The sequence below is a fragment of the Frigoribacterium sp. AC512 genome, from assembly GCF_979258295.1.
Window position 1 is genome coordinate 1,935,884 of the sequence record NZ_OZ409850.1, and the last position, 25,441, is coordinate 1,961,324.

Here is a 25,441-nt window from a genome sequence, read left to right on the forward strand (position 1 = left end):
CCGCCGGAGTACGGTCTCGGACATGCCGAAGGACGACACACCCCCGCAGCTGAAGAACCCCGACATGTACGAGGCCCTGCGCGACGAGGGCAACTCGAAGGAGAAGTCGGCGCGCATCTCCAACGCCGCGGCCCAGAAGGGCAACAGCGAGGAGAAGGTCGCGGCGAAGGGCGGCCGGTCGGGCTCGTACGACGACTGGACCGTCGACGACCTGCGCGGCCGCGCGAAGGAACTCGGGCTCAGCGGCTACAGCGACGCCAAGAAGGGCGACCTGATCGAGATGCTGCGCGACCACTGAGGTCGGGTCAGCTCGCCGTGGTCGGCGGGCGGCGTCAGCTCGCCTTCTTCTCCGCGGCGGGCTTCTTCTTCGCAGCAGGCTTCTTCTTCGCAGCGGGCTTCTTCGCGGCAGGCGCCTTCTTCGCCGCGGGCTCCTTCTCCGCGGCCCGCTCCTTCGCAGGCGCCTTCTTCGCGGCGGGCTTCTTCGCCGGGGCCTTCTTCGCGGCGGGCTTCTTCGCCGGGGCCTTCTTCGCGCCCGACCGGCTGCGCTCCACCGACTGCCGGAGCGCCTCCATCAAGTCGATCACCTCGCCGTCGCCGGATCCGTCGCCGTCCTCGTCGTCCCCCGCGCGGCCGAAGGTCGCATCGGTGTCCAGCGACTCGCCCTCCTCGAGCTTGGCGTCGATGAGCTTGCGGAGCTCCTCCTGGTAGTCGTCGCCGAACTGCGACGGGTCGAAGTCGTCGCCGAGCGACTCGACGAGCGAGCCCGACATGTCGAGCTCCTTGCCGCTGATCCGCACCTTCTCGTCGAGCACGGGGAACCGTGCCTCATGGACCTCGTCGTCCCAGAGCAGCGTCTGCAGCACGAGCACGTCGCCCCGCACGCGCAGCGCGGCGAGCCGGGTCTTCTGCCGCAGGGAGAAGTGCACGATGGCCGTGCGGTCGGTCTCCTCCAGGGTGCGGCGCAGCAGCACGTAGGCCTTGGGCGACGACGAGTCGGGCTCGAGGAAGTAGCTGCGGTCGAACATCAACGGGTCGAGCTGGTCGCTCGGCACGAACTCGAGCACGTCGATCTCGCGCGAGCGCTCCTCGGGCAGGGACTTCAGGTCGTCCGCCGTGAGCACCACCGTGCGGTCACCGTCGTCGAAGGCCTTGTCGATGTGCTCGTAGTCGACGACCTTGCCGCAGATCTCGCACTTGCGCTGGTACCGGATCCGACCGCCGTCGGCGTCGTGCACCTGGTGAAGCGAGACGTCGTGGTCCTCGGTGGCGCTGTAGAGCTTCACGGGCACGTTGACGAGCCCGAACGTGATCGCGCCCTTCCAGATCGATCGCATGACGGCCATGTTCCTCCGCATGCGCTCCGAATGACCGACGAGCGGGTACAAGTGCCGGGCACGTCCCCCGCCGCGCGGGCACCGTGGAGCGCATGAGCCAATACGACAAGAAGAACCCGGTCGACCTGTACCCCGCACCGCCGTTCCCGAAGCAGGAGCAGTCGCTGCCGGGCGAGGCCTGGAAGATGGACCCGAAGCCCGACCACGGCGAGACCAGCTACGTCGGCAAGGAGCGCCTCGTCGGCTTCCGCGGCATCGTCACCGGCGGCGACTCCGGCATCGGCCGTGCCGCCGCCATCGCCCTCAGCCGCGAGGGCGCCGACCTCGTGCTGAGCTACCTGCCCAGCGAGCAGACGGACGCCGAGGAGGTGCGCGACCTGCTCGAGGGCGAGGGCCGCCGCGTCGTCCTGGTGCCCGGCGACATCTCCGACGAGCAGTACTGCAAGGACCTCGTCGCCAAGGCCGTCGAGGAGCTCGGCGGGCTCGACACGCTCGTCATGGTCGCCGGCCGGATGAAGAGCAACGACGACATCCTCACGCTCACCACCGAGGACATCGACTCGACCATCAAGACCAACGTCTACTCGCTGTTCTGGCTGTCGCAGGCGGTCATCCCGCACCTCGAGCCCGGTTCGTCGATCGTCACGACCGGCTCCGTCCAGGGCACGCAGCCGAGCCCGGACAAGATCGACTACGCGCTGACGAAGGGCGCCATCGGCGTCTTCACGTCGGGCCTCGCGCAGCAGCTCGCGCCCAAGGGCATCCGCGTCAACCAGGTCTCCCCCGGCCCGGTCTGGACGCCGCTGCAGCCCGGCTCGGACGACGCCGAGACCGTGTCGGAGTTCGGCGGCCAGGCGCCGTTCGGCCGTCCCGGCCAGCCGGCCGAGCTCGCCGCGGCCTACGTGCACCTCGTGAGTCCGGAGTCGAGCTACACCTCGGGCGCGACCATCACGATCGCGGGAGCGATGCCGGCGGTCTGACCGGCACCGCACCTCCTCGGCTCTGCTCGCGGCCCGCTCCCCCGTCCACGCGGGGAGGCGGGCCGCCGCAGTCGCCGCGGCGCACACCGCACCGCGCACCGCGCACCGCGCGAGCATGATCGAGGCAGCAACAGATCCTCGAGGGCGGGTTCGTTCGCTCGAGGGCGGGTCGAGGGCGACCCGCCCTGGACGCAGCTGACCCGACCTCGACAGCACAGACGACACGAGGAGGCGCCGGATGGCCAGCAAGGGACGCGGCGAGCGGGTGCAGGTCGGCGGACACACGCTGCAGCTCACCAACCTCGACAAGGTGCTCTACCCCGCTAGCGGCACGACGAAGGCGGACGTGCTCGGCTACTACGCCGCCGTGGCCGAGTGGATGCTCCCGCACGTCGAGGGTCGCCCGGCGACGCGCAAGCGCTGGGTGAACGGGGTCGACGGCGAGGTCTTCTTCGAGAAGAACCTGCCCGACTCCGCCCCCGACTGGGTCGCCCGGCACGAGATCGAGCACAAGGACCACGCGAACGTCTACCCCATGGTCAACGACCTCGCGACGCTGACCTGGCTGGCCCAGGTCGCGGCGCTCGAGGTGCACGTGCCCCAGTGGCGCTTCGGGCCGCGCGGGGCGCAGCGGAACCCCGACCGGCTCGTGCTCGACCTCGACCCGGGCGAGGGCGTCGGCCTGGCCGAGTGCGTCGAGGTCGCCCAGCTGCTGCGGCCCCTGCTCGACGGGATGGGCCTCGAGCTCGTGCCAGTGACGAGCGGCAGCAAGGGCGTGCACCTCTACGCGCGGCTCGACGGGAGGCAGACGAGCGCGCAGGTCAGCGACGTCGCCCACGAGCTCGCCCGGGCTGTCGAGGCCGACCACCCCGACCTCGTGCTGAGCACGATGGGCAAGGCCGACCGCCGGGGCAGGGTGCTGCTCGACTGGTCGCAGAACAACGGCAACAAGACGACGGTGGCGCCGTACTCGCTGCGCGGCCGTGAACGGCCGACGGTCGCGATGCCGCGCACCTGGCGCGAACTGGCCTCGAAGCAGCTGAGGCAGCTCGAGTACACCGAGGTGCTGGCCCGGCTGAAGCGCCGAGGAGACCCGCTGGCCGATGTCTCGAGCGGCACCCCCGTGCCTCCGGGTGAGCTCGGCGACGACATGCGCAACACCGAGTCGCCCGAGCACGACCACACGACGGGTGGCGACGGCGAGAAGCGTGAGGGACGCGACCGTCTCGCGAAGTACCGCTCGATGCGCGACCCGTCGAAGACCGCGGAGCCGGTCCCCGCGGCCGCCCCGCCGACGAGCGACGGCCGCAGCTTCGTCATCCAGGAGCACCACGCCAGCCGCCTGCACTGGGACTTCCGCCTCGAGCACGACGGCGTGCTCGTCAGCTGGGCATTGCCCAAGGGCGAGCCCGACGACCCCGGCACGAACCACCTGGCGGTGATGACGGAGGACCACCCGCTCGAGTACGGCACCTTCGAGGGCACGATCGCGAAGGGCGAGTACGGCGCCGGCGAGGTCACCATCTGGGACTCGGGCACCTACGACGTCGAGAAGTGGCGCGACGGCAAGGAGGTGATCGCGGTGCTGCACGGGGAGCAGCGCGGCACCCGCCGGGTCGCGCTGATCCACACCGGCCACGGCGGCGGCAAGGCCGACCAGAACTGGCTGATCCACCGGATGGCGGACGATCCCGCCGAGGGCGGGTCGTCACGGGGCGAGCGGAGGAAGCGCGGCAGGACGGTGGTCGGCAACTCCGGATCGGCGTCGCGCTCGGACGGCGACTCCCCCGGGAAACGGGGCCGTGCCTCTTCCGGCGGACGCACGGAGCAGGAGTTGCCGACACTCGATAGCGTCTCCCCGATGCTCGCCGTCGCGGGCACCGCCGCCGACGTCGACGACGGCTGGGCGATCGAGATGAAGTGGGACGGCATCCGCGCGATCGCCGTCGTCGAGGGCGACCGCGTGACGCTGACCAGCCGCAACGGCCACGACCTGACCCCTGCCTACCCCGAGCTGCAGGTGCTGGCAGACCAAGTCGCGAGCGACGGAGGCGCGGTGCTCGACGGCGAGGTCGTGGCCGTCGACGAGTCCGGCCGTCCCGACTTCGGGCTGCTGCAGACGCGGATGGGCCTGACGAAGCCGCGCGAGGTCGAGCAGGCGGCGAAGGCCGCGCCCATCCGGTACCTGCTCTTCGACGTGCTGCACGCCGAGGGGCACTCGCTCCTCAGGAAGACCTACGACGAGCGGCGTGAGGTGCTCGAGCGGATCGTGACCTCCGAGGGCCCGATTGACGTGCCCGTCGTCTTCGACGGCGACCTGGAGGAGGCGATGCGGACCTCGCAGCGCCTCCGGCTCGAGGGGGTGGTCGCCAAGCGCCGCGACGCGACCTACAGCGCCGGCCGACGCTCTCGCGCCTGGATCAAGATGAAGCACCACACGACGCAGGAGGTGGTGATCGCGGGCTGGCGTCCCGGGAACGGGCGTCGCGCCTCCGGCGTCGGCTCGCTGCTGATGGGCGTGCCCGGCGACGAGGGGCTCGTGTACGTCGGCCGGGTCGGCACGGGGTTCCGCGACCGGGATCTCGACGAGCTGCTGACGGAGTTCCGCAGGGTCGAACGGAAGACCAGCCCGCTCGTCGACGTGCCCGCCGCCGACGCGCGCGACGCGCACTGGATCACGCCGTCGCGGGTCGGCGAGGTGTCGTTCGCCGAGTGGACCTCGACGGGCCGCCTCCGCCAGCCGTCCTGGCGCGGCTGGCGCCCCGACAAGTCGCCCGACGACGTCGTCCGCGAGAGCTGATCAGTCCATTAGGTCCTTCGTCGACTGAGCTACCTCCAGAGAGTGAAGCGACACGTAGCGCTGCCTCTGCGTGAAAGCTGACCCCTTGCCCCTTGAGAGGTGTGGCAAGTCCACGCTCAGTGACCTGTGCTTTTCGTCCCTACGCCCGGACCGGGAGAGCCAGAAAACTTGGTACCGTCCCTGATCCCAGACTGACGCGCGCGTGTCGCGCATGAGCGCACCAAGCTTCTTCTCGTCTCGATCCGCCGAAGACAGCAATCGGACCTGTTCTGCTTCACTCCACTCGACGTTGTCTTGACGTCCTTGGATCGCCGGGACCTCTTTATGGATGACTTGCCCCTCGTAGAATGCGAATCGCTCGATCGGGCGGAAGGTTCGTCCTGCCTGACAGACGTAAGCACCGTGCGTCTCATAGACGTTCCACGCGTCCCGAGCAGGGACAACCACTGTGTCGAAACGGGAGATCGGCCGTTGGGCGTACACCTCCATGACTCGCTCGAGGTTGGACAACCACGAACGAGCTTCAGGCGATATCCAACCCGCGACAAGGAGGGTTTGAGACAGCTGAAAAGGTACGTCTACTGCGAGGAGCGAGTCAGGGTGCGCCAGTCGGTTGCGAAAGATTCGCAACGAGTTTGCCGCTGCAGCTAGATCTTGGCGTCGTCCGGACGAGTGCGGGAAGGCAAGTCTCAGCGATTGTCTCCAGAGCTCGTCGTGATCCGTGCCAAGCATCTTGGTCCAGAAGCCGAACATGAGCGAGGCCATGACTTTGTGGCGGGACTCCTCAGGCCCACGCAACCGCTCCCTCGACTTCGCAACGGCCTCATCGAGACTCGACTGAGCGTTTCCTGAAGCGATCTTTCGCATGAACCATGGGATGCCTCTTCCGCTTTCGTCGAAGTGCACGGCGAGCTGCTGGTCAATGGAGTTCCTGAGGAGAACTTCGAGGTGCCCCAGGACTTCGAAGCACGCAGAGGCCAGTCGCCCATTCCATTCGTACAGCTGTAATGCCAGAGACTCGTCGCCCTCTGCTTCGGCGAGATACGGACCAAATCGAGCTTCTGAAAGTAAGCCTGCAACACCCGTGTGATTCCCCATTCAGGGATGATATCCTTACAACTCAGCCCCAGACCCGCCTCTGCCTCGTGCATGCGCCTGGGGCTCCCTCTTTCTCTCTGTGACAAAGCTGACCCCGTTCGTTGCCGAAAGAAGTGCGGATCGGCAGGTTCATTCGGCGGTTCGCTTCGATTGTCACGAGCCGGACAGCCCTCCGTCCGTATCGACCGCAGGGAGGAGACTCGGGGGATGACAGACGCTCGCGGCCAGCGCATCGTCCTCGTGGTCGCGGTGCTCGCCTCCTTCGTGGCGTTCCTCGACGGGTCGATCGTGACCGTCGCGCTCCCGGCGATCGCACGAGGCCTGGGCGAAGGAGGCGCGGGCCCGGCGAGCGGAGCCGACCTGACCCTGCAGCAGTGGGTCGTCGACGCGTACCTGCTCGCGCTCGGCTCGCTGATGCTCGTCGCGGGGTCGCTCAGCGACACGTTCGGCCGCGTGCGGGTGCTGCGCGCCGGCCTCGTCGCGTTCGCGCTGACGAGCGTCCTCGCCGCGCTCGCACCCGACCCAGGCCTGCTCATCGCCGCCCGCGCACTGCAGGGCGTCGCCGCGGCGCTGCTCGTTCCGTCGAGCCTCGCCCTCATCACGTCGACCTTCACCGGCACGGCCCAGGGCCGTGCGATCGGCTCGTGGACCGCCTGGACGGGCGTCGCGTTCCTGATCGGCCCGCTCGCCGGCGGCGCCCTCGTCGACACCCTCGGCTGGCGGTGGGTCTTCGCCGTGGTCGTCGTGCCGGTGGTGCTGACGCTCGTTCTGATGACGCGCCTGCCCGGCGACGCGCACCGCGGCGGGCCCGACCAGCCTGCCCGCGTCGACGTCGTCGGCGCCGCGCTCGCCGCGGTCGGCCTCGCGGGCCCCGTCTTCGCGCTCATCGAGGGCCAGCGCGTCGGGTTCGGCGCCTGGTTCGTCGTCGTGCCGCTCGTCGTCGGCGTCGTCGCGCTCGTCGCCTTCGTCTGGTGGGAGCGGCGGGCGCCGCAGCCGATGATGCCGCTCGACCTGTTCCGAACCCGCGAGTTCGCCGTCGGCAACCTCGCCACCGTCGGCCTCTACGCCGCCGTCAACCTCGGCACGCTGACCATCCCCCTCGTCGTGCAGGAGCTCGCCGGCCTCTCGGCCACGCTCGCCGGCCTCGTCACCCTGCCGACGACGATCGTGTCGCTGCTCTTCTCGACGATGTTCGGCACGCTCGCCGCGACGCACGGGCCGCGCCTCTTCATGACGGGCGGGCCGCTGATCACGGCGAGCGGGTTCCTCTGGATGCTGCTCGTCCGCGACCCGATCGACGTCTGGTGGCAGGTCGTTCCCGGGGTCGTCCTCTTCGGGCTCGGGCTCTCCGTCACGGTCGCGCCGCTCACCTCGGCCGTGCTGTCGGGCATCTCGCCGGCCAGGTCGGGCATCGCGTCGGCGGTCAACAACGCGATCTCGCGGGTGGCCGGGCTGGTCGCCGTGGCGTTCCTGGGGGTGATCGCCGGAGGCGCCCTCACGGTCGACGGGTTCCACCGCGTCGTCGTCGTGGTCGCGGTGCTGCTCGTCGGCAGCGCGCTCGTGTCGTTCGTCGGCCTGCGGGGCACGCGCCGCGCCTCCTAGCGTCGCCGCCCCCTGTCCCGTCCTGTCCCGAGCGTCCCGTCGTGTCACGGCGCGACGCGATGCTCGGAACGGGACGGGACACGAGCCCTAGACCGGAGGAGGCGGCGGCACCGGCAACCCGCCGACGAGGTCGCCGAAGCGCCGCCACGACGAGTCCTGCTGCGCCAGCCGCCGGAGCGCCAGCAGCAACGGCTCGACCAGCACCGTGCCCAGCACCACGTACTGCACGGCCGCGTCGACGCTCTCGAGCGGGACCCCCGCGATCTCCGCGTCCGCGACGTCGTGCATCGCCCGCGCGTAGCCGTCGAGGCGCTCGGGCGGCAGGTCGAACCCCGCGGCCTCGAGCCCGTCGACGGCGACCTCGAGCGCGGCGAGCACCGGGCCGTCGCCGGGGTCGACGGTCCAGCCCCAGCGATCGACGAGGCCGCGGGCCCGGGCGTGGTCGACTCCCTCGGGAGCGTCGGGCGTGACCGCGTGCTGGGCGACGCCGAGCACCTGCCCCACCGAGTCGTGCTCCAGGTCGAGGAACTCGAGCACTCCGCGTGCGCGCGCCACGCTCAGCCCGCCGGGGCCGACCAGCGCCCGCACGAGCCTGAGCCTCCGCACGTGCTCGTCGCCGTAGCGGGCCTGCGTCGCCGAGGTGCGCTCGCCCTCGGGCAGCAGCCCCTCGCGCAGGTAGTACTTGATGGTCGCGATCGGGACGCCGCTGACGTCGGCGAGCTCGGAGATGCGCACGGGTCCCCCTTGACATTGGATAGCTGCACTCTCCAAGATGGGAGCGCACTGGAGAGCAACACTATCCAATCACCAGGCACCCACCCGCGCAGACGCGTCGAAGGAGCGAGATCATGGCCCGTGTCATTCCCGGCAGGACGACCCACCGGCACGAGGGCGAGCTCGTCGTCTTCCTGATCGGCATGCGCGTCAACAAGATCTGGCGGCCCGACCAGTGGCTCCCCGTGTTCGCCGCGATGACCCCGATGATCGTGGAGCTGTTCAAGGACAAGGAGTCGGGGCTCCGCGGCCTCCGCACCACGATCGGCTCACGGGGGCCGGTGCTGGTGCAGTACTGGGACTCGCTCGAGAAGCTCTACGCCTACGCCGGCTCGGCCGACCAGGCCCACCGCCCCGCGTGGAGCGCCTTCAACCGCCGTGCCCGCAAGGCGCCGGGCGCGGTCGGCATCTGGCACGAGACGTTCGTGGTCGAGCGGGCCGAGAGCATGTACGTCGGGATGCCCGCCTCCGGTCTCGCCCTGGCGACGGAGGCGGTGCCCGTCAGCCCGCGCGCCGACACGGCCCGCGCGCGCGCCGCCGCCGGACGCACCGCGGCCGGCCCCGCAGCCTGACAGCAGCCGCAGCATGAACCGCGTTCCGAACCATGAACCGTGATCTTTCGCGGTTCATGGTTCGGAACGCGGTCCATCGCGCGGGTCGGCCCGCAGGAGGCGCGGGTCGGCCGGTCGCCTCCGCTACCGTCGACCCGTGCTCACCACCGACCGCCTCCTCCTCCGCCGCTGGCACGACGCCGACCGCGAGCCGTTCGCGGCGATGAACGCCGACCCCGTCGTGATGGAGTTCTTCCCGTCGACACGGACGCGCGCCGAGTCCGACGCCATGCTCGACCGGATCGAGCAGGGCTTCGAGACGCACGGCTTCGGTCTCTGGGCCGTCGAGCGACGCGCCGACCACCAGCTGCTCGGCTTCGTCGGCCTGTCGCGACCGTCGGTCGACGTGGTCGTCGGCGGCCGGCCGCTCGCCGACCAGGTCGAGATCGGCTGGCGCCTGCGCCGCGAGGCCTGGGGACAGGGCCTCGCCACCGAGGCCGCGCGCGAGGTGCTCCGCGCCGCCCTCGACCCCGACGGGCTCGACCTGCCCGAGGTCGTCAGCTTCACCGCCGCGACCAACCTCCGCTCCCGTGCGCTGATGGAGCGGCTCGGCCTGACACGCGACCCGGCCGACGACTTCGAGCACCCGGCCCTGCCGCCCGGTCACCGCCTCCGCCCTCACGTCCTCTACCGCGCCTCCCGCGATCGTCCCTCCCCGGACGCCGCTCCCCCGCCGACGGGGTCCTGACCGTCGCACCGAGGTCGCGACGGACCACGACGCCCTGGCAGGATCGTGGTGACCACGAGGGGGAGACGATGAGGGCAGAAGACGTCCAGGCGAAGCGGTTCTCGCCGGTGAGGTTCCGCGAGGGCTACGACACGGACGACGTGGACGCGTTCCTCACGCGCGTGCAGGCGGCCATGACCGCCGACGACGAGGGCCGTGCGGGCGCCACCGACGTGCGGCCCGAGGACGTCGTGAACGCGCGCTTCACCCCGACGAAGTTCCGCGAGGGCTACCACCAGGACGAGGTGGACGACTTCCTCGACGAGATCGTCGCCGACCTCCGCCGCCGCGGCCTCTAGTCCGCCGGCGTCAGGCCGAGCAGGCGGAGCACGTCGTCCGCCTCCTCCTCCGGGGTGCGGGTGGCGTCGACGACGATGTGCCGTTCGTCGGCCTGCGGCGGCTCGAGCGTCGCGACCTGCGAGTCGAGCAGGGTCGTCGGCATGAAGTGCCCCGAGCGCTCGGCCATCCGGCCGCCGATCAGGTCGCCGCTGCCCTGCAGGTAGACGAAGACGACGTTGTGCTCGCGCAGCACGTCGCGGTACTTCCGCTTCAGCGCCGAGCAGGTGATGACGCCCGGCACGCCCTGCATCGCGTGCTCGACGATCCACGACGAGACCGTGTCGAGCCACGGCGCCCGGTCGTCGTCGTCGAGGGGCAGGCCCGCCGCCATCTTCGCGACGTTCTCGTCGGGGTGCAGGTCGTCGCCCTCGGCGAGGTCCCAGCCGAGGCGCTCGGCGACGAGGGCGGCGACGGTCGACTTTCCCGACCCCGACACCCCCATCACGACGAGCACCGGGTCCGAGTCGTGCGCCGGGTGGCGGGCCGACCCCGGGACGAGCGGCGCCGAGGAGGCGGCGCCCGCGTTCTCGAGGGTGGCCATCAGCGAGCCTCGGCGGAGGCGGAGGGGAAGGGCGCGGAGCTCGGGGTGGTCATGTCGTGTCCTCTCGAGGTCGCGACCGTGCGATCTCGTCGTCGGATGGGGCTGTGAGCCGACCGACCACGCACAGGCGTCGGCGCCGCTCTCGGCCCAATGGTAATACGAATAGGCGGCGGGCGCCCCGGCCGCCGGGAGAGGCACTCGCCGGGGCCACAGGAGCCCGTCATCTCGCGTTCACGTGCGCGTCGCCCGCAGGGTGCACGATGCCCGCATGATCGCGATCAGCGCCGAGGTGCGGCAGGCCGACGGCATCGACTCCGTCCGCCAGCTCGAGACGAGCCTGCGGCGGCACTGGGAGAGCATCCCCGTGAAGTCCCACCAGTACCTGCTGCGCTTCTGCGACGGCCCCGTGCTCGTCACCGACGAGCTGCGCTCGCTGCGCCTCGACGTCGTCGTGTCGGACGAGCGCTCGGCCGCGCACTTCGTCGAGTCGTTCCGCAGCGAGATCGAGTCGCGGGTGGTCGGCCGGCCCGTCGACGTCCGCTGGTCACGCCCGGCCGTGGCCCCGCAGCCGCTGCGCTGAGCTCGTGAGCCGCGGACCCGATGCGCCACCGACCCGATGAGCCGCTGACCCGATGACCACCACCGCCCTGCTGCCGTCGGCACCGGTCTCGACCTGGCTGGTGCCGCTCGACGACACGGCCGACGGCGTGGTCGCCTCCCTCGGCCTCGCGCGGCCCGCGGGCGATCCGGCGTCGTGGCTCGACGCGGACGAGCGGGCCAGGGCCGCACGGCTGCACGACGCGACCGACCGCCATCGCTGGCTGGTCTCCCACGTCGCCCTCCGCCTCCTGCTGGGTGCGTCGCTCGAGGTGCACCCGTCGGCGGTCGCGGTCGTCCGTGAGGCGTGCCCGCGCTGCGGCGGCCCGCACGGCCGCCCGGCGCTGGCGCCCGGCCGCCCGCTGCGCTTCTCGCTGAGCCGCTCGGAGGGGCACGCGCTGATCGCGCTCCGCCGCGGGCTCGACGTCGGCGTCGACCTCGAGGCCGCGTCAACGTCAACGTCAGCGTCAAGTCCTGCGCCAGCAGCCCTCCGCCCGTCGGGGGACCTCGCCCGCTGGGTGCGCACGGAGGCGCTGCTCAAGTCGACGGGCGAGGGCCTGACCCGCGACCCCGACGCGGTGACGCTGCGGCCGACGGCGCCGGGCGTCTGGAGCGAGGTCGTCGAGGGCGACGCTGCCCCGGAGTCGGAGCTCCCCGGCCCGGCCCGCACCGTCGCCGACCTGGCGCTGCCGGGCCCGCTCGTGGCCGCCGTGGCCGGCCCCGGGCTCGACCGCGCGCGCGTCCGCGTTCACCTGCCGGTCACCGTGGCGGCCTAGGTTCCCGAGCGACCACGCCGCCCGCCGCGAGCCGCCCCACGACCGGGCAGCTCCCGCGACCGGGCGGCACGCGCCCCCGAGCCCACCCGGAGAGCCCGCACGATGCCGGACACCCCCTCGACGCCGACGCCCGACCCGCTCCCCGCCGAGATCTTCCTCCGGTCGTCGCTCGCGGCCGAGCCGCGGACCCTCGTGGACGTGCTGCGGGCCACGACCCTCGCGCACCCTGACGCCTCGGCCCTCGAGGACGAGCGCGGGGCCCTGAGCTACCGCGAGCTCTCGGCCCAGGTCGCGACGGCGGCCGGCGTCCTCGTGGCGGCCGGTGTGCGCCGGGGCGACCGGGTCGGCGTCCGGATGCCGTCGGGCGACCGACGCCTCCACCTGGCGATCCTCGCCGTGCTGACCGCGGGGGCCGCGTACGTGCCGGTCGACGCCGACGACCCCGAGGAGCGAGCGGCCCTCGTCTTCGGCGAGGCCAGCGTGGCCGGCGTGGTGGGCGCCGGCGGCGTCTACCGGACGCGGGGGCAGGGCGACCTCGAGGGCGCCGCGCTGTTCAGCGGTCGCGTCCCGCACGCCAGCACGACGACAGAGGGCGTGCCGTCGGTGGCCGCGGCAGCGCCGCGCCCGGCGGACGACGCCTGGGTCATCTTCACCTCCGGCTCGACCGGCACCCCCAAGGGCGTCGCCGCCAGCCACCGGGCGGCCGCCGCCTTCGTCGACGCCGAGGCACGGCTGTTCCTGCAGGAGGAGCCGCTCGGGCCGGGCGACCGGGTGCTGGCCGGTCTCTCGGTCGCCTTCGACGCCTCCTGCGAGGAGATGTGGCTCGCCTGGCGGAGCGGCGCGTGCCTGGTGCCCGCGCCGCGCAGCCTGGTCCGGTCGGGGGCCGACCTCGGGCCGTGGCTCGTGACGCACGGCATCACCGTCGTCTCCACCGTGCCGACCCTCGCGGCGCTGTGGCCGGCCGAGGCCCTCGAGTCGGTCCGGCTGCTGATCTTCGGCGGCGAGGCGTTCCCGTCCGACCTCGTCGGCCGGGTCTGCGCCGACGGCCGCGAGGTCTGGAACACCTACGGCCCCACGGAGTCGACCGTCGTGGCGACGGGCGCACTGGTCGTGCCCGGCGAGCCCGTCCGCATCGGCGTGCCCCTCGACGGCTGGGACGCCGCCGTCGTGGACCAGTCCGGGAGCCCGGTCGCCGAGGGCGAGATCGGCGAGCTGATCATCGGCGGCGCGGGCCTCGCGCGATACCTCGACCCCGCGAAGGACGCCGAGAAGTACGCGCCCCACGAAGGGCTCGGCTGGGCTCGCGCCTACCGGAGCGGCGATCTGGTGCGCCTCGAGCGCGAGGGCCTGGTCTTCCTGGGCCGCGCCGACGACCAGGTCAAGGTCGGCGGGCGGCGCATCGAGCTGGGAGAGATCGAGTCGGCCCTGCAGACGCTGCCGCACGTCGCCGGCGCGGCGGCGGCGGTCCGGACCACGGACGCCGGCAACCAGGTCATCGTCGGCTACCTCGCCCTCGAGGCGGGCGCCTCCCTCGACCGCACGGAGTCGCTGGTCCGCCTCCGCACCGAGCTCCCGGCCGCGCTCGTCCCGCTCCTCGCCGTGGTCGACGGCGACCTGCCGACGAAGACGTCCGGCAAGATCGACCGTGACGCGCTGCCCTGGCCGCTGCCGGAGCAGGCCGCGGACGAGACGGGGCTCCGAGCCGACGAGGTGATCCTCTCCGCCGACTGGCAGGCCGTGCTCGGTCTGCCCGTCGTCGACGCGGCCGCCGACTTCTTCGACCTCGGCGGCGGCTCGCTGGCGGCGGCGCAGCTCGTCGCCCGGATCCGGTCGCGCGACCCGGAGTACACCGTGGCCGACGTCTACTCGCACCCGCGGCTCGGGTCGATGGCCGCCGACCTCGCCTCCCGGGCGGACGAGCGCGGCGAGTCGGGCGAGGGCACCGGCGCGGACGGCACGTCCGCCCGCGACGACTACCGCCGCTCGGCCCCGACGCCCCTGCGCGCGCAGTGGCTGCAGACCCTGCTCGCGCTCCCCCTGCAGACGCTCGGCGGGCTGCGCTGGCTCGTCTGGGCGCTCACCGCGTCGGCGGTGCTGCGGACGGTCGACGGCTTCGAGTTCCTGCCCCGCACCTCCCCCTGGCTCCTGGCCGCCGGCCTCGTCCTGTTCGTGACGCCGCCGGGACGCATGCTGATCTCGGTCGTCGCCGCGCGCCTCCTGCTGCGGGGCGTCCAGGCCGGCGACCACCCGCGCGGCGGCAGCGTGCACCTCCGGCTCTGGGCCGCCGAGCAGGTGCAGGAGCAGGTCGCCGCGGTCGGCCTCGCCGGCGCCCCCTGGGTGAGCTACTACGCGAGGGCGCTCGGAGCACGGATCGCCCCCGACGTCGACCTGCACGCCCTGCCGCCCGTCACCGGCATGCTGCGGATCGGCCGGGGCGCCTCGATCGAGCCCGAGGTCGACCTCTCGGGCTGGTGGCTCGACGGCGACGTGCTCCGCCTCGGAGCCGTCCGGATCGGCGCGGGCAGCACCGTGGGCATGCGCAGCACCCTGCTGCCCGGCACCCGCATCGGCAAGCACGCGACGGTGGCGCCCGGCTCGGCGGTCTTCGGGCGCGTGCCGGCGGGCCAGGCCTGGTCGGGCTCGCCGGCCGCCCGGAGCGGGCGCGCCAAGGCCTGGTGGCCCGCCGAGCGTCCTCCTCGCGCGACGCGGTGGCTGTGGGCGTACGGTGCCTCGTCGGTGCTGCTGTCGCTCCTGCCCGGGGTCTCGCTCGTGGCCGGCGCCGTCGTGGTCGCGGCCGGCGTGCGCGGCTCGGCGACGCTCGGCGAGGCCTGGTGGCGCGCGGTCGCCTGGGTCGTCCCCGGCACGCTCGTGGCCGGCGCCGTCGCCGCCGTGGCCGTCGTCGTGCTGGTCCGCCTGCTCGGCGTGGGCGTCTCCGAGGGGACGTGGCCCGTGCGCAGCCGGGTCGGCTGGCAGGTCTGGAGCACCGAACGGCTCCTCGACCTCGCCCGCACGTACCTGTTCCCGATCTACTCGAGCCTCGCGACCCCGGTCTGGCTGCGTCTCCTGGGAGCCCGCGTGGGCCGCGACGTCGAGGCGTCGACGGTGCTCCTGCTGCCCGTCATGACCACCGTCCGCGACGGCGCGTTCCTCGCCGACGACACCCTGGTCGCCTCGTACGAGCTCGGCGGCGGGCACCTGCGGGTGGCCAGGGCCGAGATCGGCCGCCGGGCGTTCCTCGGCAACTCGGGCATGGCAGGGCCCGGCCACCGGGTGCCCGACGACGGCCTCGTCGCCGTGCTCTCGGCGGCTCCCCCGAAGTCGCGTCCCGGCTCGTCCTGGCTCGGGTCGCCGCCCGTCCGGCTGCGGCGGACGGTCGCCGTGGCCGACGAGGCGCTCACCTTCCGCCCGCCGACCCGGCTGCGGGCGGCGCGCACCGCGTGGGAGCTCGGCCGCCTCGTCCCCGTCGTCGCCACCGTGCTGCTCGGCACCGCGGTGCTCTTCGCCCTCGCCGGCCTCGCCGCCGCGTGGGGCCCGCTCGTCGCCGCGCTGGCGAGCGGCGCCGTGCTGATCGCGGCCGGGCTCGTCGCCGCGGTCGTGACCACCGCCTCCAAGTGGGCCCTGATCGGCCGCGTCCGGGCGGGCGAGCAGCCGCTCTGGTCGTCGTTCGTCTGGCGCAGCGAGGTGGCCGACGTCTTCACCGAGATGCTGGCCGCGCCGTGGTTCGCCCGGGCCGCGACGGGGACGCCCGCCCTGGTGTGGTGGCTGCGCAGCCTCGGGGCCCGCATCGGCCGTGGTGTCTGGACCGACAGCTACTGGCTGCCCGAGGCCGATCTCGTCGCCCTGGGCGACGGATCGACGGTCGGCCGCGGCTGCGTGGTGCAGACGCACCTGTTCCACGACCGGATCATGTCGATGGACACCGTGACCCTCGACGCCGGCGCTGCCCTCGGCCCCCACAGCGTCGTGCTGCCAGCGGCCGTGGTCGGCAGCCACGCCACCGTCGGCCCTGCCTCGCTCGTGATGCGAGGAGAGGGCGTGCCCGTCGGCAGCCGGTGGAGCGGCAACCCGATCGGGCCGTGGCGCGAGGTCCGCCACTCGGACTACCACGCGGCCACCTCGTGAGCGGGCCTGCCGACGGCAGCGGAGACGACGGCACGCCGACCGACGGCAGCGTGTTCGATGGGACCGTGCCCGACTCCTTCCCGCGCGACAGCGATCCCGACGACGCGGTGCCCGACACCCACACGCCGGGCAGCGGCGCCGACGACTTCACCGTCGCCTCCTACGACCTCGAGCTCTCGTACCGGGTCGTGACCAACCGCCTCGACGGCCGGGCGACGGTCTCGGCCGTCGCGACGGCGCCGCTGCGTCGTGCGGTCTTCGACCTCATCGGCCTCCGTGTCTCGCGCGTGCGCGTCGACGGACACAAGGCCCGCTTCAGCCAGAGCGCGACGAAGCTGACGGTGACGCTCCCCCAGGACGCGGAGGCGGGCGCCCGGTTCACCACCGTCGTCGACTACTCGGGCCGGCCGGCACCACGACGCGGACCGTGGGGCGAGATCGGTTGGGAGGAGCTCACCGACGGGGTCATCGTGGCGGCGCAGCCGAACGGTGCCGCGACCTGGTTCCCGTGCAACGACCGCCCGGACGACAAGGCCACGTACCGCACCCGGATCGACGTCGAGCACGGCTACCACGTGGTCTGCAACGGCGACCTCGTCTCACGTCGATCGAGCCCCGGCAAGGTCACCTGGACGTTCGAGCAGTCCGAGCCCACCTCGAGCTACCTCGCGACGGTGCAGATCGGGCGCTACGAGTCGCGCGAGCTGGCCCTCGGCACCGACGACGCGCCCGTCCGCGGCGCCCTCGTCGGCCCGCCGGACCTGCGCGCGCGGATCGACCACGACTTCGCAGCCGTGCCCGAGATGGTGCGCTGCTTCACCGCCTCCTTCGGCCCCTACCCCTTCGGCGCCTACACGGTCGTGGTGACGGCCGACGACCTCGAGATCCCGCTGGAGGCGCAGGGCGTCGCCGTCTTCGGGGCGAACCACGCCGACGGGCGGTCGGGCAGCGACCGGCTGATCGCGCACGAGCTCGCGCACCAGTGGTTCGGCAACAGCGTGGGCGTCGCCTCCTGGCGCCACATCTGGCTCAACGAGGGCTTCGCCTGCTACGCCGAGTGGCTCTGGTCGGAGTGGTCGGGCGGCACCTCGGTCGCGACGCACGCCCGCCGCACGCACCTGCGGCTCGCCCTGCCGCCGCACGACCTCACGGTGGGCGACCCCGGGCCGGACGCGATGTTCGACGACCGCGTCTACAAGCGCGGCGCGCTGACGCTGCAGGCCCTGCGGCTGACGATCGGCGACGACGCGTTCTTCGCCGTGCTGCGCCGCTGGACGGACCAGAACCGGTACGGCGCGGTGTCGACCGACGACTTCGTGCGGCACTGCGTGCGCGTCAGCGGCCACGACGCCGGCGAGCTCGAGGCGCTGTTCGCGAGCTGGCTCTTCGAGCGCCCCTTGCCGCGCCTGCCGCACGACTGAGCCGAGCTGCACCCCCGATCCGGCACTGCACCCCTGGTCCCGGGGGTGTTCTGCGGGTTCGGGGGTGCAGCTCGCCGCTCAGGCCTCGGCCGCCGCGATCAGCTTCGCCATGGTGCGGTGCAGCAGCACCAGCTCGTCGCGGGTGACGTCGAGCCGGGCCATCATCCGCCCGGGGATCGACTCGGCCTGCTCGCGGAGGGCGACCCCGGCGGGCGTCAGCTCGATGCTCAGCGCTCGTTCGTCGTCCGCGCTGCGCCCGCGGGTGACCAGGCCCTGCGCCTCGAGGCGCTTCACCAGCGGCGACAGGGTGCCGGGGTCGAGCCGCAGCAGCCGGGCGAGGTCGCGGAGCGCCAGCGGCTGCTGCTCCCACAGGGCGAGCATGACGAGGTACTGCGGGTGCGTCAGCCCCATCGGCTCGAGCACAGGACGGTACGCGGAGACGACGCTGCGCGAGGCGACCGACAGCGCGAAGCAGATCTGGCTCTCGAGCGCGAGCGGGTCAGCGGCCGCGACGCCGGGCGCCGGGCCGACAGCCTCGGAGGCGCGGGCCGCCGCGCTCATCCGCGGACGTCCCGGGGGCAGTGCAGCATCGTGCGCGGGCCGGAGCGGTCGACGACGTGCTCGTCCATCGGGCGGCCGCAGAGCGGACAGGCGCCGCCGTGCGCGGGGGCGACGATCGGCGCCTCGTCACGGATGCCGAGCTGTGCGCCGCCGATGTAGGGGCGCAGCCGGGAGTTCATCCGCTCGACGGCGTCGCCGAACCAGCTGCCGTGCTCGTGGCCGGGCTCGCCTCCCTGCGCATCGCCGTGCTCGTCGCCGTGTCGTCGCGGTCTTCTCGTCGCCATGTGCTGAGTGTACCAATCATTGGTACACCAAGCGACTGCCGAGGAGGCGGCCCCGCGTACCCCGGCACCTGCCCGCGCTGAGCAGGCAGCCAGCCCCGCGGCGTATCACGGGTGCATGACCCGCGATCAGTACACCTTCGACGACCCACGCACCCGCTACCCCGTGATCAGCCCGGAGGTGCAGCAGCAGCCGGAGCCCGGGCTCCAGTCGCACATGACGCCCGTCCCCGACCTCGGCGAGGACAGCTACCGCGGCACCGGCCGCCTGACCGGCCGGAAGGCGCTCATCACCGGCGCCGACTCCGGCATCGGCGCAGCCGTGGCCATCGCGTTCGCCCGCGAGGGCGCGGACGTCACCCTCTCGTACCTGCCCGAGGAGGAGGAGGACGCGCGCCACGTCGTGTCGCTCGTCGAGGCGGCCGGGCGGAAGGCCGTGGCCGTCCCCGGCGACCTGACCAGCGCCTCCTTCTGTCGCGAGCTCGTGCAGCAGGCCGTCGAGGGCATGGGCGGGCTCGACGCGATCGTCAACGTCGCCGGGGTCCAGGTCTGGCAGGAGTCGATCGACCAGATCACGGACGAGCAGTTCGACCGGACGTTCAAGACCAACCTCTACGCGCCATTCTGGATCATCAAGGCGGCCCTGCCGCACCTGCAGCCCGGCTCCACGATCGTCAACACGGCCTCGCTCGAGGCCTACACGCCTGCCCCCGACCGGCTCGACTACGCGACGACCAAGGGCGCGATCAACAACTTCTCGAAGGGCCTCGCGCAGCAGCTCGTCGGCAAGGGCATCCGCGTGAACGTCGTCGCCCCCGGGCCGACCTGGTCCGTGCTGCAGGTGACGCAGGGCGTCGACCCCGAGACCCTGCCCGAGTTCGGCTCGAGCGAGTCGCCGATGGGACGCGCCGCGCAGCCCGCCGAGCAGGCGCCGGCCTACGTGTTCCTCACCAGCGCCGAGTCGAGCTTCGTCGCAGGCGAGACGCTGAACGTGAACGGCGGGATGGTCACGCCGTGAGGCGCTGAGCGTCGGGGACCTCCCGGCACGACGAAGGGCCCCGCACGCGCGGGGCCCTTCGTCGTCGGCGCAGTTCGCCAGGCTGCTGTTAGCCGACCTTGCGACCCTGCGCGAGCACCTGGTGGGCGCGGGCGGAGAGCTCGCCACGGACGAGCACCTCGTAGCGACCCGCCTCCATCGTCTTGACCGAGGCGAAGTCACGACGACCACGCGTCGCGGCGTGGCCGACGGCGCCCCAGAGCGCGCCCCACAGGGCTCCGGCACCGAGGGCGATGAGCAGGACGCCGATGAACGCGACGCCCGGCGCGAAGATGCTGAAGAGCAGTCCGAGCAGGAGCCCGAACCACGCCCCGCCGGCGGCACCGCGCGCGGCGGCCTTGCCGGTGGTCAGACGGCCGGCGACGTTCTCGACGGTACGGATGTCGTGGCCGACGATCGACACGCTCTCGACGGGGAAGCCCTCGTCGCTGAGCAGGTCGACCGCGGACTGCGCGTCCTCATAGCGGGTGAAGGTCGCCAGAGTCTGAGGATGGCCCTCGCCGGCGAAGGCGCCGATGCCCTTGGGGCCGGGAGCGCCGGTCGTGGGCGACGAGGCAGGTGTGCCCTGCTGCGGGGCACCGTAGGGGGCGCCTTGCTGGGGCGCGCCGTAGGGGGTGCCCTGAGGTGCGCCGGGGGCGACCGGCTGCTGCTCGGACGGCGCAGCGGCACCGCCCGCCGGGGTCGGCGCGTACTCCCCGTACGCAGGACGGGGGCGGTCCGCACCCGTCGGCGTCCCGGAGGCGCGGGTCGCGTCGTCGTCGGGGGCGGGGGTCTGGCCAGGCTGCTCGTTGCTCATGCATGATTTCTACCGCGTCGGCCACCCGCGTGGAGCCGATGCACAGCGCACGCCCAGACCGGCACCTCGACGACTCACGACTCGCGTTCCTCGACGAAGCGAGGCAGAGGAGCGGGGGCAGGAACGAGAAATGGCCTCATCCGAAGGTGAGGCCATCTCGTCTTGCTCGTGGGTGGATCTGAGGGGACTCGAACCCCTGACCCCCTGCATGCCATGCAGGTGCGCTACCAGCTGCGCCACAGACCCAGATCGTGTTGCCGTCTTGCTCGTGTTCCCGCTGCCGAAGCAACTCGTCAACCTTACTACAGAATCCGACGCCGCAAGTACACCCGCCGCCGGGGCCCACGGCCCGGCGCTGCAGCTCAGAGGTGGCGCAGGTACCGTCCCGGCTCGTCGAGGAACGCCCGCCAGTGCTGCACGAGGTCGAGCTCGCCCCAGGTCGTCCGCTCGATGCCCCGCTCGCCGAGCTGCAGCACCGCGGCGCCGGGCAGGGCCGTGAGCACGGGCGAGTGGGTCGCGCAGACGACCTGCCCGCCGGCGTCGACGACGTCGGCCAGGGTGCCCATGAGCTGGAGGCAGGCCGTGAAGGACAGGGCTGCCTCGGGCTCGTCGAGCAGGTACAGCCCCTTCTCGGCGAGCCGGACGTCGAAGGCGTGCAGGAAGCTCTCGCCGTGGCTCACGTCGTGGAACCCGGGGTCGCGCTTCTCGTACCGCGCGAACATGTCGAGCGCCGTCTCCGACCGGAGGAACCAGCCCCTCGCCTTGCGCCCGACCATGCGGCTGCCCGTCGGCGTGCGTCCGAGCTCGAGAACGGCGCCCAGCTCGGACGGCTCGAGCTCGGAGGAGTACCTGCCGTGCGAGCGACCGCCGCGGACGTCGGCGCCCCACGCCTCGGCGAGGGCCTCGACGATCGTCGACTTGCCGCTGCCGTTCTCACCGACGAGGAAGGTCACGGGCGCGTCGAGGGACACACCCGTGCCGACGAGCGCAGCGACGGCCGGGACGGTGAACGGCCACTCGCGCGGGTCGGCGACGAGCGCCTCCGGCACGCGGACCCGGTCGATGATCATGCCGCCAGGGTCGCACGGACCACCGACGGCACGGACGCCGTCGACGTCCGGAGACGCGAGGTGCAGGCCTAGGCCTCGGACGAGGCCGGAGCCGGAGCCGAGGCGGCCTCGGCGGAGGAGGCGCTCACCACGTCGAGCGGGATCGCCGGGCAGTCGCTCCACAGGCGCTCGAGCGAGTAGTACTGGCGGTCTTCGTCGTGGAACACGTGGACGACGACGTCGCCGAAGTCGAGGAGGATCCAGCGGCCCTCGGCGCGACCTTCGCGGCGCAGGGTGCGGGCGCCGGCCTCGAGCATCTTGTCCTCGATCTCACCGGCGATCGCGACGACGTTGCGCTCGCTGCGGCCGGAGGCCAGGAGGAAGATGTCGGTGAGTGCCAGCGGCTCGGACACGTCGAGCGCGACGAGGTCGTCGGCCTGCTTGTCGTCGGCGGCGCGGGCTGCGATCTGCAGGAGCTCGATGGCACGAGGGGTGGCTGTCACGGATTCCTTCGGGGTGGGTCGGCCCGGGACGGGACGACGGCGGCGTCAACCGCCGAGGATGCCCGTGGCGAACCCGGCGATGACGACACCGATGATACCTGCTCCGAGGACGCCCCCGCCGATCCCGAGGATCAGGGGCAGCTTGCTGGAGGCGGGCTGTGAAGCGGCGAGGACGACCGAGCGCGTCGAGGTGTGGGTGCTGATGGCCCGGCTGGCCCGGACGGGAGCCGCGTCGGTCTCGGCGCTCTCGGCGTCGCCCTGCTCGAGCAGGCGGTCGATGTCGGAGTTGTCGATGCGCGCCTGCGACCCCGTGGCACCCAGGCTGCGGGGCAGGTCGATCGAGCCGGTGATGATGATCTCGCCGGTCGCGTTGAGCGCTCCGGTGACGTCGGCGACCTGCTGGTCGGTGAGGATGAGCGCGTTCGTCTGGCCCGTGTGGGTGCCGAGGGCACGACCGGGGGCCGTGTCGTCGTCGGGCTCGTCCGACTGGGTCGTCCAGTGGCCGACGGGCGGCACGAAGCCGCTCGGCTCGGGGACGGACGCGGGCGCGGGCTCGGAGACGGCTGCCGCTGCGGGCGAACCGGCGCTGCCGGGAGCGGCGGCCGGATCGTCGTCGTCAGGTGTCGAGGCGGAGCCGGGCCGCGACCCGCTGAGGTCGAGGGGGAACACGGAGGGCGCAGAGGTGGGCGCGACCGCAGGCCCGGAGGACACCGCGGCGGGCTGCCCCGTGCGGCGCGGGCCGGGCGCGCGCCCGTCGTCGTCGCCGTCGCCGTCCGCGGCGACGCTCGGCACGACGGACGAGTCGTCGCCGGCCGACTGCCGCGCGCTGGTGGGGGCGCTCTCGTCGAGCGGCGCCACGATCTCGTCGACCGTGCTCAGCGCGTCGACCAGGCGGCGACGCGGCTCGGGGCCGGGGGCCTGGAGCGGGACGGGCGCCGAGGGCCCCGTCTGCTCGGCGCGCTGGGCGCGCATCTGGCGCCTGGTCAGCCCGTCGGGTCCGGCGACGGAGGCCGGAGGAGGCGTGGGCGCCGAGGCGGGGACGGGTGCGGCCGAGACCGGCGTGCCTGCAGCCTGCGGGGCCGAGGCCGGCACGGGCGTGGCGGGCACGGGCGTGGCGGGCACCGGGGTGGACGCGGGGACGGGGGCTGCTGCGGACGCGGGCGTCGAGCCCGAGGCGGGTGCGCCTCCTGCGGTGCCCTCGGCGACGGCGCGGCCTGCCTCGCGGGCACGTTCGCGCTCGCGGATCTGACGCCGGGTCAGCGGCTGCTCGTCGGACGTGCTCATGCGTTGCTCCGATACAGGTGGTGCTTGGAGATGTACTGGACGACCCCGTCGGGGACCAGGTACCACACCGGGAAGCCGCGGCCCACCCGAGCGCGGCAGTCGGTCGACGAGATGGCGAGGGCGGGGACTTCGAGCAAGCTTACGTCGCTCTCCGGGAGGCCGCCGACGCTGAGGTCGTGGCCCGGTCGGGTCACGGCGACGAAGTGCGCGAGGTCCCAGAGCTCTCTGACGTCTTTCCAGTCGAGGATCTGCGCGACGGCGTCGGCCCCGGTGATGAAGAAGAGCTCGGAGTCGGGACGCTGGGCCCGGATGTCGCGGAGGGTGTCGATCGTGTAGGTGGGGCCGTCACGGTCGATGTCGACCCGGCTGACGGTGAACATCGGGTTGGAGGCGGTGGCGACGACCGTCATCAGGTAGCGGTGCTCGCTGTCGCTGACGCCCGACTTCATGTAGGGCTGGCCCGTGGGGACGAACAGGACCTCGTCGAGGTGGAACGACTGTGCGACCTCGCTCGCCGCGACGAGGTGACCGTGGTGGATCGGGTCGAACGTGCCGCCCATGATGCCCACGCGGGGTCGACGACCGGTGACGAACGCCCCGGGGGTGCTCGTCGCAGGCGTCGTGCCGACCATTCTGCGGTGCCGCCGGGTCAGTGCTGCTCGGGGTGCCCGAACTCGTCGATGGGCCCGTCGTGGTGCGCCTGCGTCGACGCCTTGCGGGGAGAGCGGTTCGCGACGTCGCGGTAGCTCCACACGACGAAGCCGAGGAACAGGAAGAACAGGCCGAAGGTGGCGGCGATGACGACGGGGGGCGCGATCAGCGGCGCGAGGTCTTCGTGGGCTGCGGCCAGGAGGGCGACGTCGAGCATGGGTTCTCCGTTCCGAGGGGCGATCCCCGACAGTCTAGCCGCGCGGCCGGGCCTGGCCGCGCACCTGGCCCTGCCCTCGAACGACCCACTTCGTGCTGGTGAGCTCCGGCAGCCCCATGGGCCCCCGGGCGTGCAGCTTCTGCGTCGAGATGCCGACCTCGGCGCCGAAGCCGAACTCGCCCCCGTCGGTGAACCGGGTCGAGGCGTTGACCATGACGACCGCGCTGTCCACCTCGTGCAGGAACCGCTCGGCGACCGCGTGGTCGTTCGTCAGGATGGACTCGGTGTGGTGCGTCGACCAGCGCGCGATGTGCGCCATCGCCTCGTCGACGTCGTCCACGACGCGCACGGCCAGGTCGAGGCTCATGTACTCGGCGGCCCAGTCGGCGTCCGTCGCCGGGACCGCGTCGGGGAACGTCCGCACGACGCGCTCGTCGCCGTGCACCGTGACGCCGGAGGCGCGGAGGGCGCCCAGCACCGGCGGCAGCAGGCGGTCGGCCGCGTCCGCGTGCACGAGCAGGGTCTCGAGCGCGTTGCAGACGCTCGGCCGGCTGACCTTGGCGTCGACGACGACGTCGACGGCCATCTCCTCGTCGGCGGACGCGTCGAGGAACACGTGCACCACGCCCGCGCCGGTCTCGATCACGGGGACGGTCGACTCTCGCACGACGGTCTCGATCAGCTCGGCGCTGCCGCGCGGCACGAGCACGTCGACCAGCCCGCGCGCCCGCATGAGCTCGGCGGCCCCGGCCCGGCCGTGCTCGTCGACCGTGACGACCGCGTCGGCGGGCAGTCCCGAGGCGACCAGCGCCTCCTGCACGACGTCGACGAGCACCTGGTTCGTCTCGCGTGCCGCGCTGCCGCCCCGCAGCACCGCCGCATTGCCGCTCTTGAGCGCGAGCGCGGCGATGTCGACCGTCACGTTCGGGCGGGCCTCGTAGATGACGCCGACGACGCCGAACGGCACCCGCACCTGGTCGAGCCGCAGGCCGTTGGGCAGGACCCGGCCGCGGATGCTCTCGCCGACCGGGTCGACGAGGCCGGCGACGAGCCGCACGGCGTCGGCCAGCGCCTCCAGCCGGGCGGCGTCGAGGCGGAGGCGGTCGCGCAGGGCCTCCCCGACGCCCTCGTCGAGCGCCCGTGCCAGGTCGAGCTCGTTCGCGGCCACGATGCGCGGGCCCTCGGCGACCAGGGCGGCGGCGACGGCGTGCAGCGCGGCGTCCTTCTCGGCGGCGGTGAGGGTCGCGAGACGGACGGAGGCCGCCTTCGCGGCACGCAGGGTCTCGGTGAACGACGGGGCGACGACGGACGACATCCCAG

Annotated in this window: 24 protein-coding genes, 1 tRNA gene and 2 pseudogenes; 13 read left to right on the plus strand and 14 right to left on the minus strand. The window is 72.9% G+C overall.

Annotated elements, in window-relative coordinates; translation table 11 throughout:
* The first annotated feature begins 22 nt into the window (after positions 1-22).
* Positions 23-298, plus strand: a complete 276-nt coding sequence (locus ACZZ97_RS08765) for a DUF7218 family protein (RefSeq protein ID WP_314102139.1) — start codon at positions 23-25, stop codon at positions 296-298.
* Between the two features lie 34 nt (positions 299-332).
* Here the strand turns inward: ACZZ97_RS08765 and ku are convergent, their stop codons facing one another.
* Positions 333-1,334 carry a non-homologous end joining protein Ku gene (gene ku, locus ACZZ97_RS08770; RefSeq protein WP_463472903.1) on the minus strand — a complete coding sequence of 334 codons (1,002 nt, stop codon included), beginning with the start codon at positions 1,332-1,334 and terminating at the stop codon, positions 333-335.
* Positions 1,335-1,426: 92 nt separating this feature from the next.
* On the opposite strand from ku, the gene ACZZ97_RS08775 reads away from it, so the two are divergent.
* Both ACZZ97_RS08775 and ACZZ97_RS08780 read left to right on the plus strand, forming a co-directional pair.
* On the plus strand, positions 1,427-2,314 hold the full coding sequence (locus ACZZ97_RS08775) for an SDR family oxidoreductase (RefSeq protein ID WP_192169855.1): 888 nt from the start codon (positions 1,427-1,429) through the stop codon (positions 2,312-2,314).
* Positions 2,315-2,552: 238 nt separating this feature from the next.
* Positions 2,553-5,114, plus strand: coding sequence for an ATP-dependent DNA ligase (locus ACZZ97_RS08780; RefSeq protein WP_463472904.1), 2,562 nt, complete (start codon positions 2,553-2,555; stop codon positions 5,112-5,114).
* On the opposite strand, the gene ACZZ97_RS08785 is transcribed toward ACZZ97_RS08780, so the two are convergent.
* The gene (locus tag ACZZ97_RS08785; RefSeq protein ID WP_463472905.1) at positions 5,115-6,212 is read right to left on the minus strand and encodes a hypothetical protein; all 1,098 of its coding nucleotides are present in this window, start codon (positions 6,210-6,212) and stop codon (positions 5,115-5,117) included.
* Positions 6,213-6,419: 207 nt separating this feature from the next.
* Here ACZZ97_RS08785 and ACZZ97_RS08790 point away from each other — a divergent pair, with 207 nt between their 5' ends.
* Positions 6,420-7,814: an MFS transporter gene (locus ACZZ97_RS08790; RefSeq protein ID WP_463472906.1), complete on the plus strand. Its 1,395-nt coding sequence runs from the start codon at positions 6,420-6,422 to the stop codon at positions 7,812-7,814.
* Positions 7,815-7,901: 87 nt separating this feature from the next.
* Here the strand turns inward: ACZZ97_RS08790 and ACZZ97_RS08795 are convergent, their stop codons facing one another.
* Complete coding sequence (locus ACZZ97_RS08795) at positions 7,902-8,549, minus strand: MerR family transcriptional regulator (protein WP_463472907.1); 648 nt, start codon at positions 8,547-8,549, stop codon at positions 7,902-7,904.
* Positions 8,550-8,662: 113 nt separating this feature from the next.
* Here ACZZ97_RS08795 and ACZZ97_RS08800 point away from each other — a divergent pair, with 113 nt between their 5' ends.
* From ACZZ97_RS08800 to ACZZ97_RS08815, 4 genes and pseudogenes are all read left to right on the plus strand, one after another.
* On the plus strand, positions 8,663-9,160 hold the full coding sequence (locus ACZZ97_RS08800) for a DUF4188 domain-containing protein (RefSeq protein ID WP_463472908.1): 498 nt from the start codon (positions 8,663-8,665) through the stop codon (positions 9,158-9,160).
* 136 nt (positions 9,161-9,296) lie between these two features.
* Complete coding sequence (locus tag ACZZ97_RS08805; RefSeq protein ID WP_463472909.1) at positions 9,297-9,887, plus strand: GNAT family N-acetyltransferase; 591 nt, start codon at positions 9,297-9,299, stop codon at positions 9,885-9,887.
* Between the two features lie 68 nt (positions 9,888-9,955).
* Positions 9,956-10,048: pseudogene (locus tag ACZZ97_RS08810) on the plus strand (DivIVA domain-containing protein); the annotation flags it as partial.
* Between the two features lie 12 nt (positions 10,049-10,060).
* Positions 10,061-10,213, plus strand: a pseudogene (locus tag ACZZ97_RS08815) (DivIVA domain-containing protein); the annotation flags it as partial.
* A gap of 8 nt (positions 10,214-10,221) precedes the next feature.
* On the opposite strand, the gene ACZZ97_RS08820 reads toward ACZZ97_RS08815, so the two are convergent.
* A complete protein-coding gene (locus tag ACZZ97_RS08820; RefSeq protein ID WP_463473785.1) occupies positions 10,222-10,707 on the minus strand; it encodes a gluconokinase in 486 nt (161 codons plus the stop codon).
* Between the two features lie 367 nt (positions 10,708-11,074).
* Here ACZZ97_RS08820 and ACZZ97_RS08825 point away from each other — a divergent pair, with 367 nt between their 5' ends.
* The 4 genes from ACZZ97_RS08825 to ACZZ97_RS08840 all read left to right on the plus strand — a co-directional run bounded on the left by ACZZ97_RS08825 (position 11,075) and on the right by ACZZ97_RS08840 (position 17,722).
* The gene (locus ACZZ97_RS08825) at positions 11,075-11,386 is read left to right on the plus strand and encodes a hypothetical protein (protein ID WP_133738628.1); all 312 of its coding nucleotides are present in this window, start codon (positions 11,075-11,077) and stop codon (positions 11,384-11,386) included.
* Positions 11,387-11,438: 52 nt separating this feature from the next.
* Entirely contained in the window at positions 11,439-12,179 is a 741-nt protein-coding gene (locus tag ACZZ97_RS08830; protein ID WP_463472910.1) for a 4'-phosphopantetheinyl transferase family protein, read from the plus strand.
* Between the two features lie 102 nt (positions 12,180-12,281).
* On the plus strand, positions 12,282-16,301 hold the full coding sequence (locus ACZZ97_RS08835) for a Pls/PosA family non-ribosomal peptide synthetase (RefSeq protein WP_463472911.1): 4,020 nt from the start codon (positions 12,282-12,284) through the stop codon (positions 16,299-16,301).
* Positions 16,302-16,366: 65 nt separating this feature from the next.
* A complete protein-coding gene (locus tag ACZZ97_RS08840; protein ID WP_463472912.1) occupies positions 16,367-17,722 on the plus strand; it encodes a M1 family metallopeptidase in 1,356 nt (451 codons plus the stop codon).
* A gap of 78 nt (positions 17,723-17,800) precedes the next feature.
* Here the strand turns inward: ACZZ97_RS08840 and ACZZ97_RS08845 are convergent, their stop codons facing one another.
* Both ACZZ97_RS08845 and ACZZ97_RS08850 read right to left on the minus strand, forming a co-directional pair.
* Positions 17,801-18,283, minus strand: coding sequence for a MarR family winged helix-turn-helix transcriptional regulator (locus ACZZ97_RS08845; RefSeq protein ID WP_463472913.1), 483 nt, complete (start codon positions 18,281-18,283; stop codon positions 17,801-17,803).
* Complete coding sequence (locus tag ACZZ97_RS08850) at positions 18,280-18,567, minus strand: hypothetical protein (protein WP_314103553.1); 288 nt, start codon at positions 18,565-18,567, stop codon at positions 18,280-18,282. Before ACZZ97_RS08850 ends, ACZZ97_RS08845 begins: the two co-directional genes overlap by 4 nt.
* 115 nt (positions 18,568-18,682) lie before the next feature.
* Here ACZZ97_RS08850 and ACZZ97_RS08855 point away from each other — a divergent pair, with 115 nt between their 5' ends.
* Positions 18,683-19,582, plus strand: coding sequence for an SDR family oxidoreductase (locus ACZZ97_RS08855; RefSeq protein ID WP_463472914.1), 900 nt, complete (start codon positions 18,683-18,685; stop codon positions 19,580-19,582).
* Positions 19,583-19,670: 88 nt separating this feature from the next.
* On the opposite strand, the gene ACZZ97_RS08860 is transcribed toward ACZZ97_RS08855, so the two are convergent.
* The 8 genes from ACZZ97_RS08860 to ACZZ97_RS08895 all read right to left on the minus strand — a co-directional run bounded on the left by ACZZ97_RS08860 (position 19,671) and on the right by ACZZ97_RS08895 (position 25,436).
* On the minus strand, positions 19,671-20,417 hold the full coding sequence (locus ACZZ97_RS08860; protein ID WP_463472915.1) for a YflT domain-containing protein: 747 nt from the start codon (positions 20,415-20,417) through the stop codon (positions 19,671-19,673).
* A gap of 173 nt (positions 20,418-20,590) precedes the next feature.
* Positions 20,591-20,663: transfer RNA gene (locus ACZZ97_RS08865), tRNA-Ala, on the minus strand.
* Between the two features lie 116 nt (positions 20,664-20,779).
* Entirely contained in the window at positions 20,780-21,487 is a 708-nt protein-coding gene (locus ACZZ97_RS08870) for an AAA family ATPase (protein WP_463472916.1), read from the minus strand.
* A 68-nt stretch (positions 21,488-21,555) separates the two neighbouring features.
* Entirely contained in the window at positions 21,556-21,969 is a 414-nt protein-coding gene (gene rsfS / locus ACZZ97_RS08875) for a ribosome silencing factor (protein WP_463472917.1), read from the minus strand.
* A 45-nt stretch (positions 21,970-22,014) separates the two neighbouring features.
* Complete coding sequence (locus ACZZ97_RS08880; RefSeq protein ID WP_463472918.1) at positions 22,015-23,253, minus strand: hypothetical protein; 1,239 nt, start codon at positions 23,251-23,253, stop codon at positions 22,015-22,017.
* Positions 23,250-23,885 carry a nicotinate-nucleotide adenylyltransferase gene (gene nadD / locus ACZZ97_RS08885; protein WP_123548624.1) on the minus strand — a complete coding sequence of 212 codons (636 nt, stop codon included), beginning with the start codon at positions 23,883-23,885 and terminating at the stop codon, positions 23,250-23,252. The genes ACZZ97_RS08880 and nadD overlap by 4 nt, the downstream gene beginning before the upstream one ends.
* Before the next feature lie 17 nt (positions 23,886-23,902).
* Positions 23,903-24,121 (minus strand): hypothetical protein, encoded by a 219-nt coding sequence (locus ACZZ97_RS08890; RefSeq protein WP_314103474.1) that lies wholly within the window; start codon positions 24,119-24,121, stop codon positions 23,903-23,905.
* Positions 24,122-24,155: 34 nt separating this feature from the next.
* Positions 24,156-25,436 (minus strand): glutamate-5-semialdehyde dehydrogenase, encoded by a 1,281-nt coding sequence (locus tag ACZZ97_RS08895; RefSeq protein WP_463472919.1) that lies wholly within the window; start codon positions 25,434-25,436, stop codon positions 24,156-24,158.
* Between the last annotated feature and the right edge of the window lie 5 nt (positions 25,437-25,441).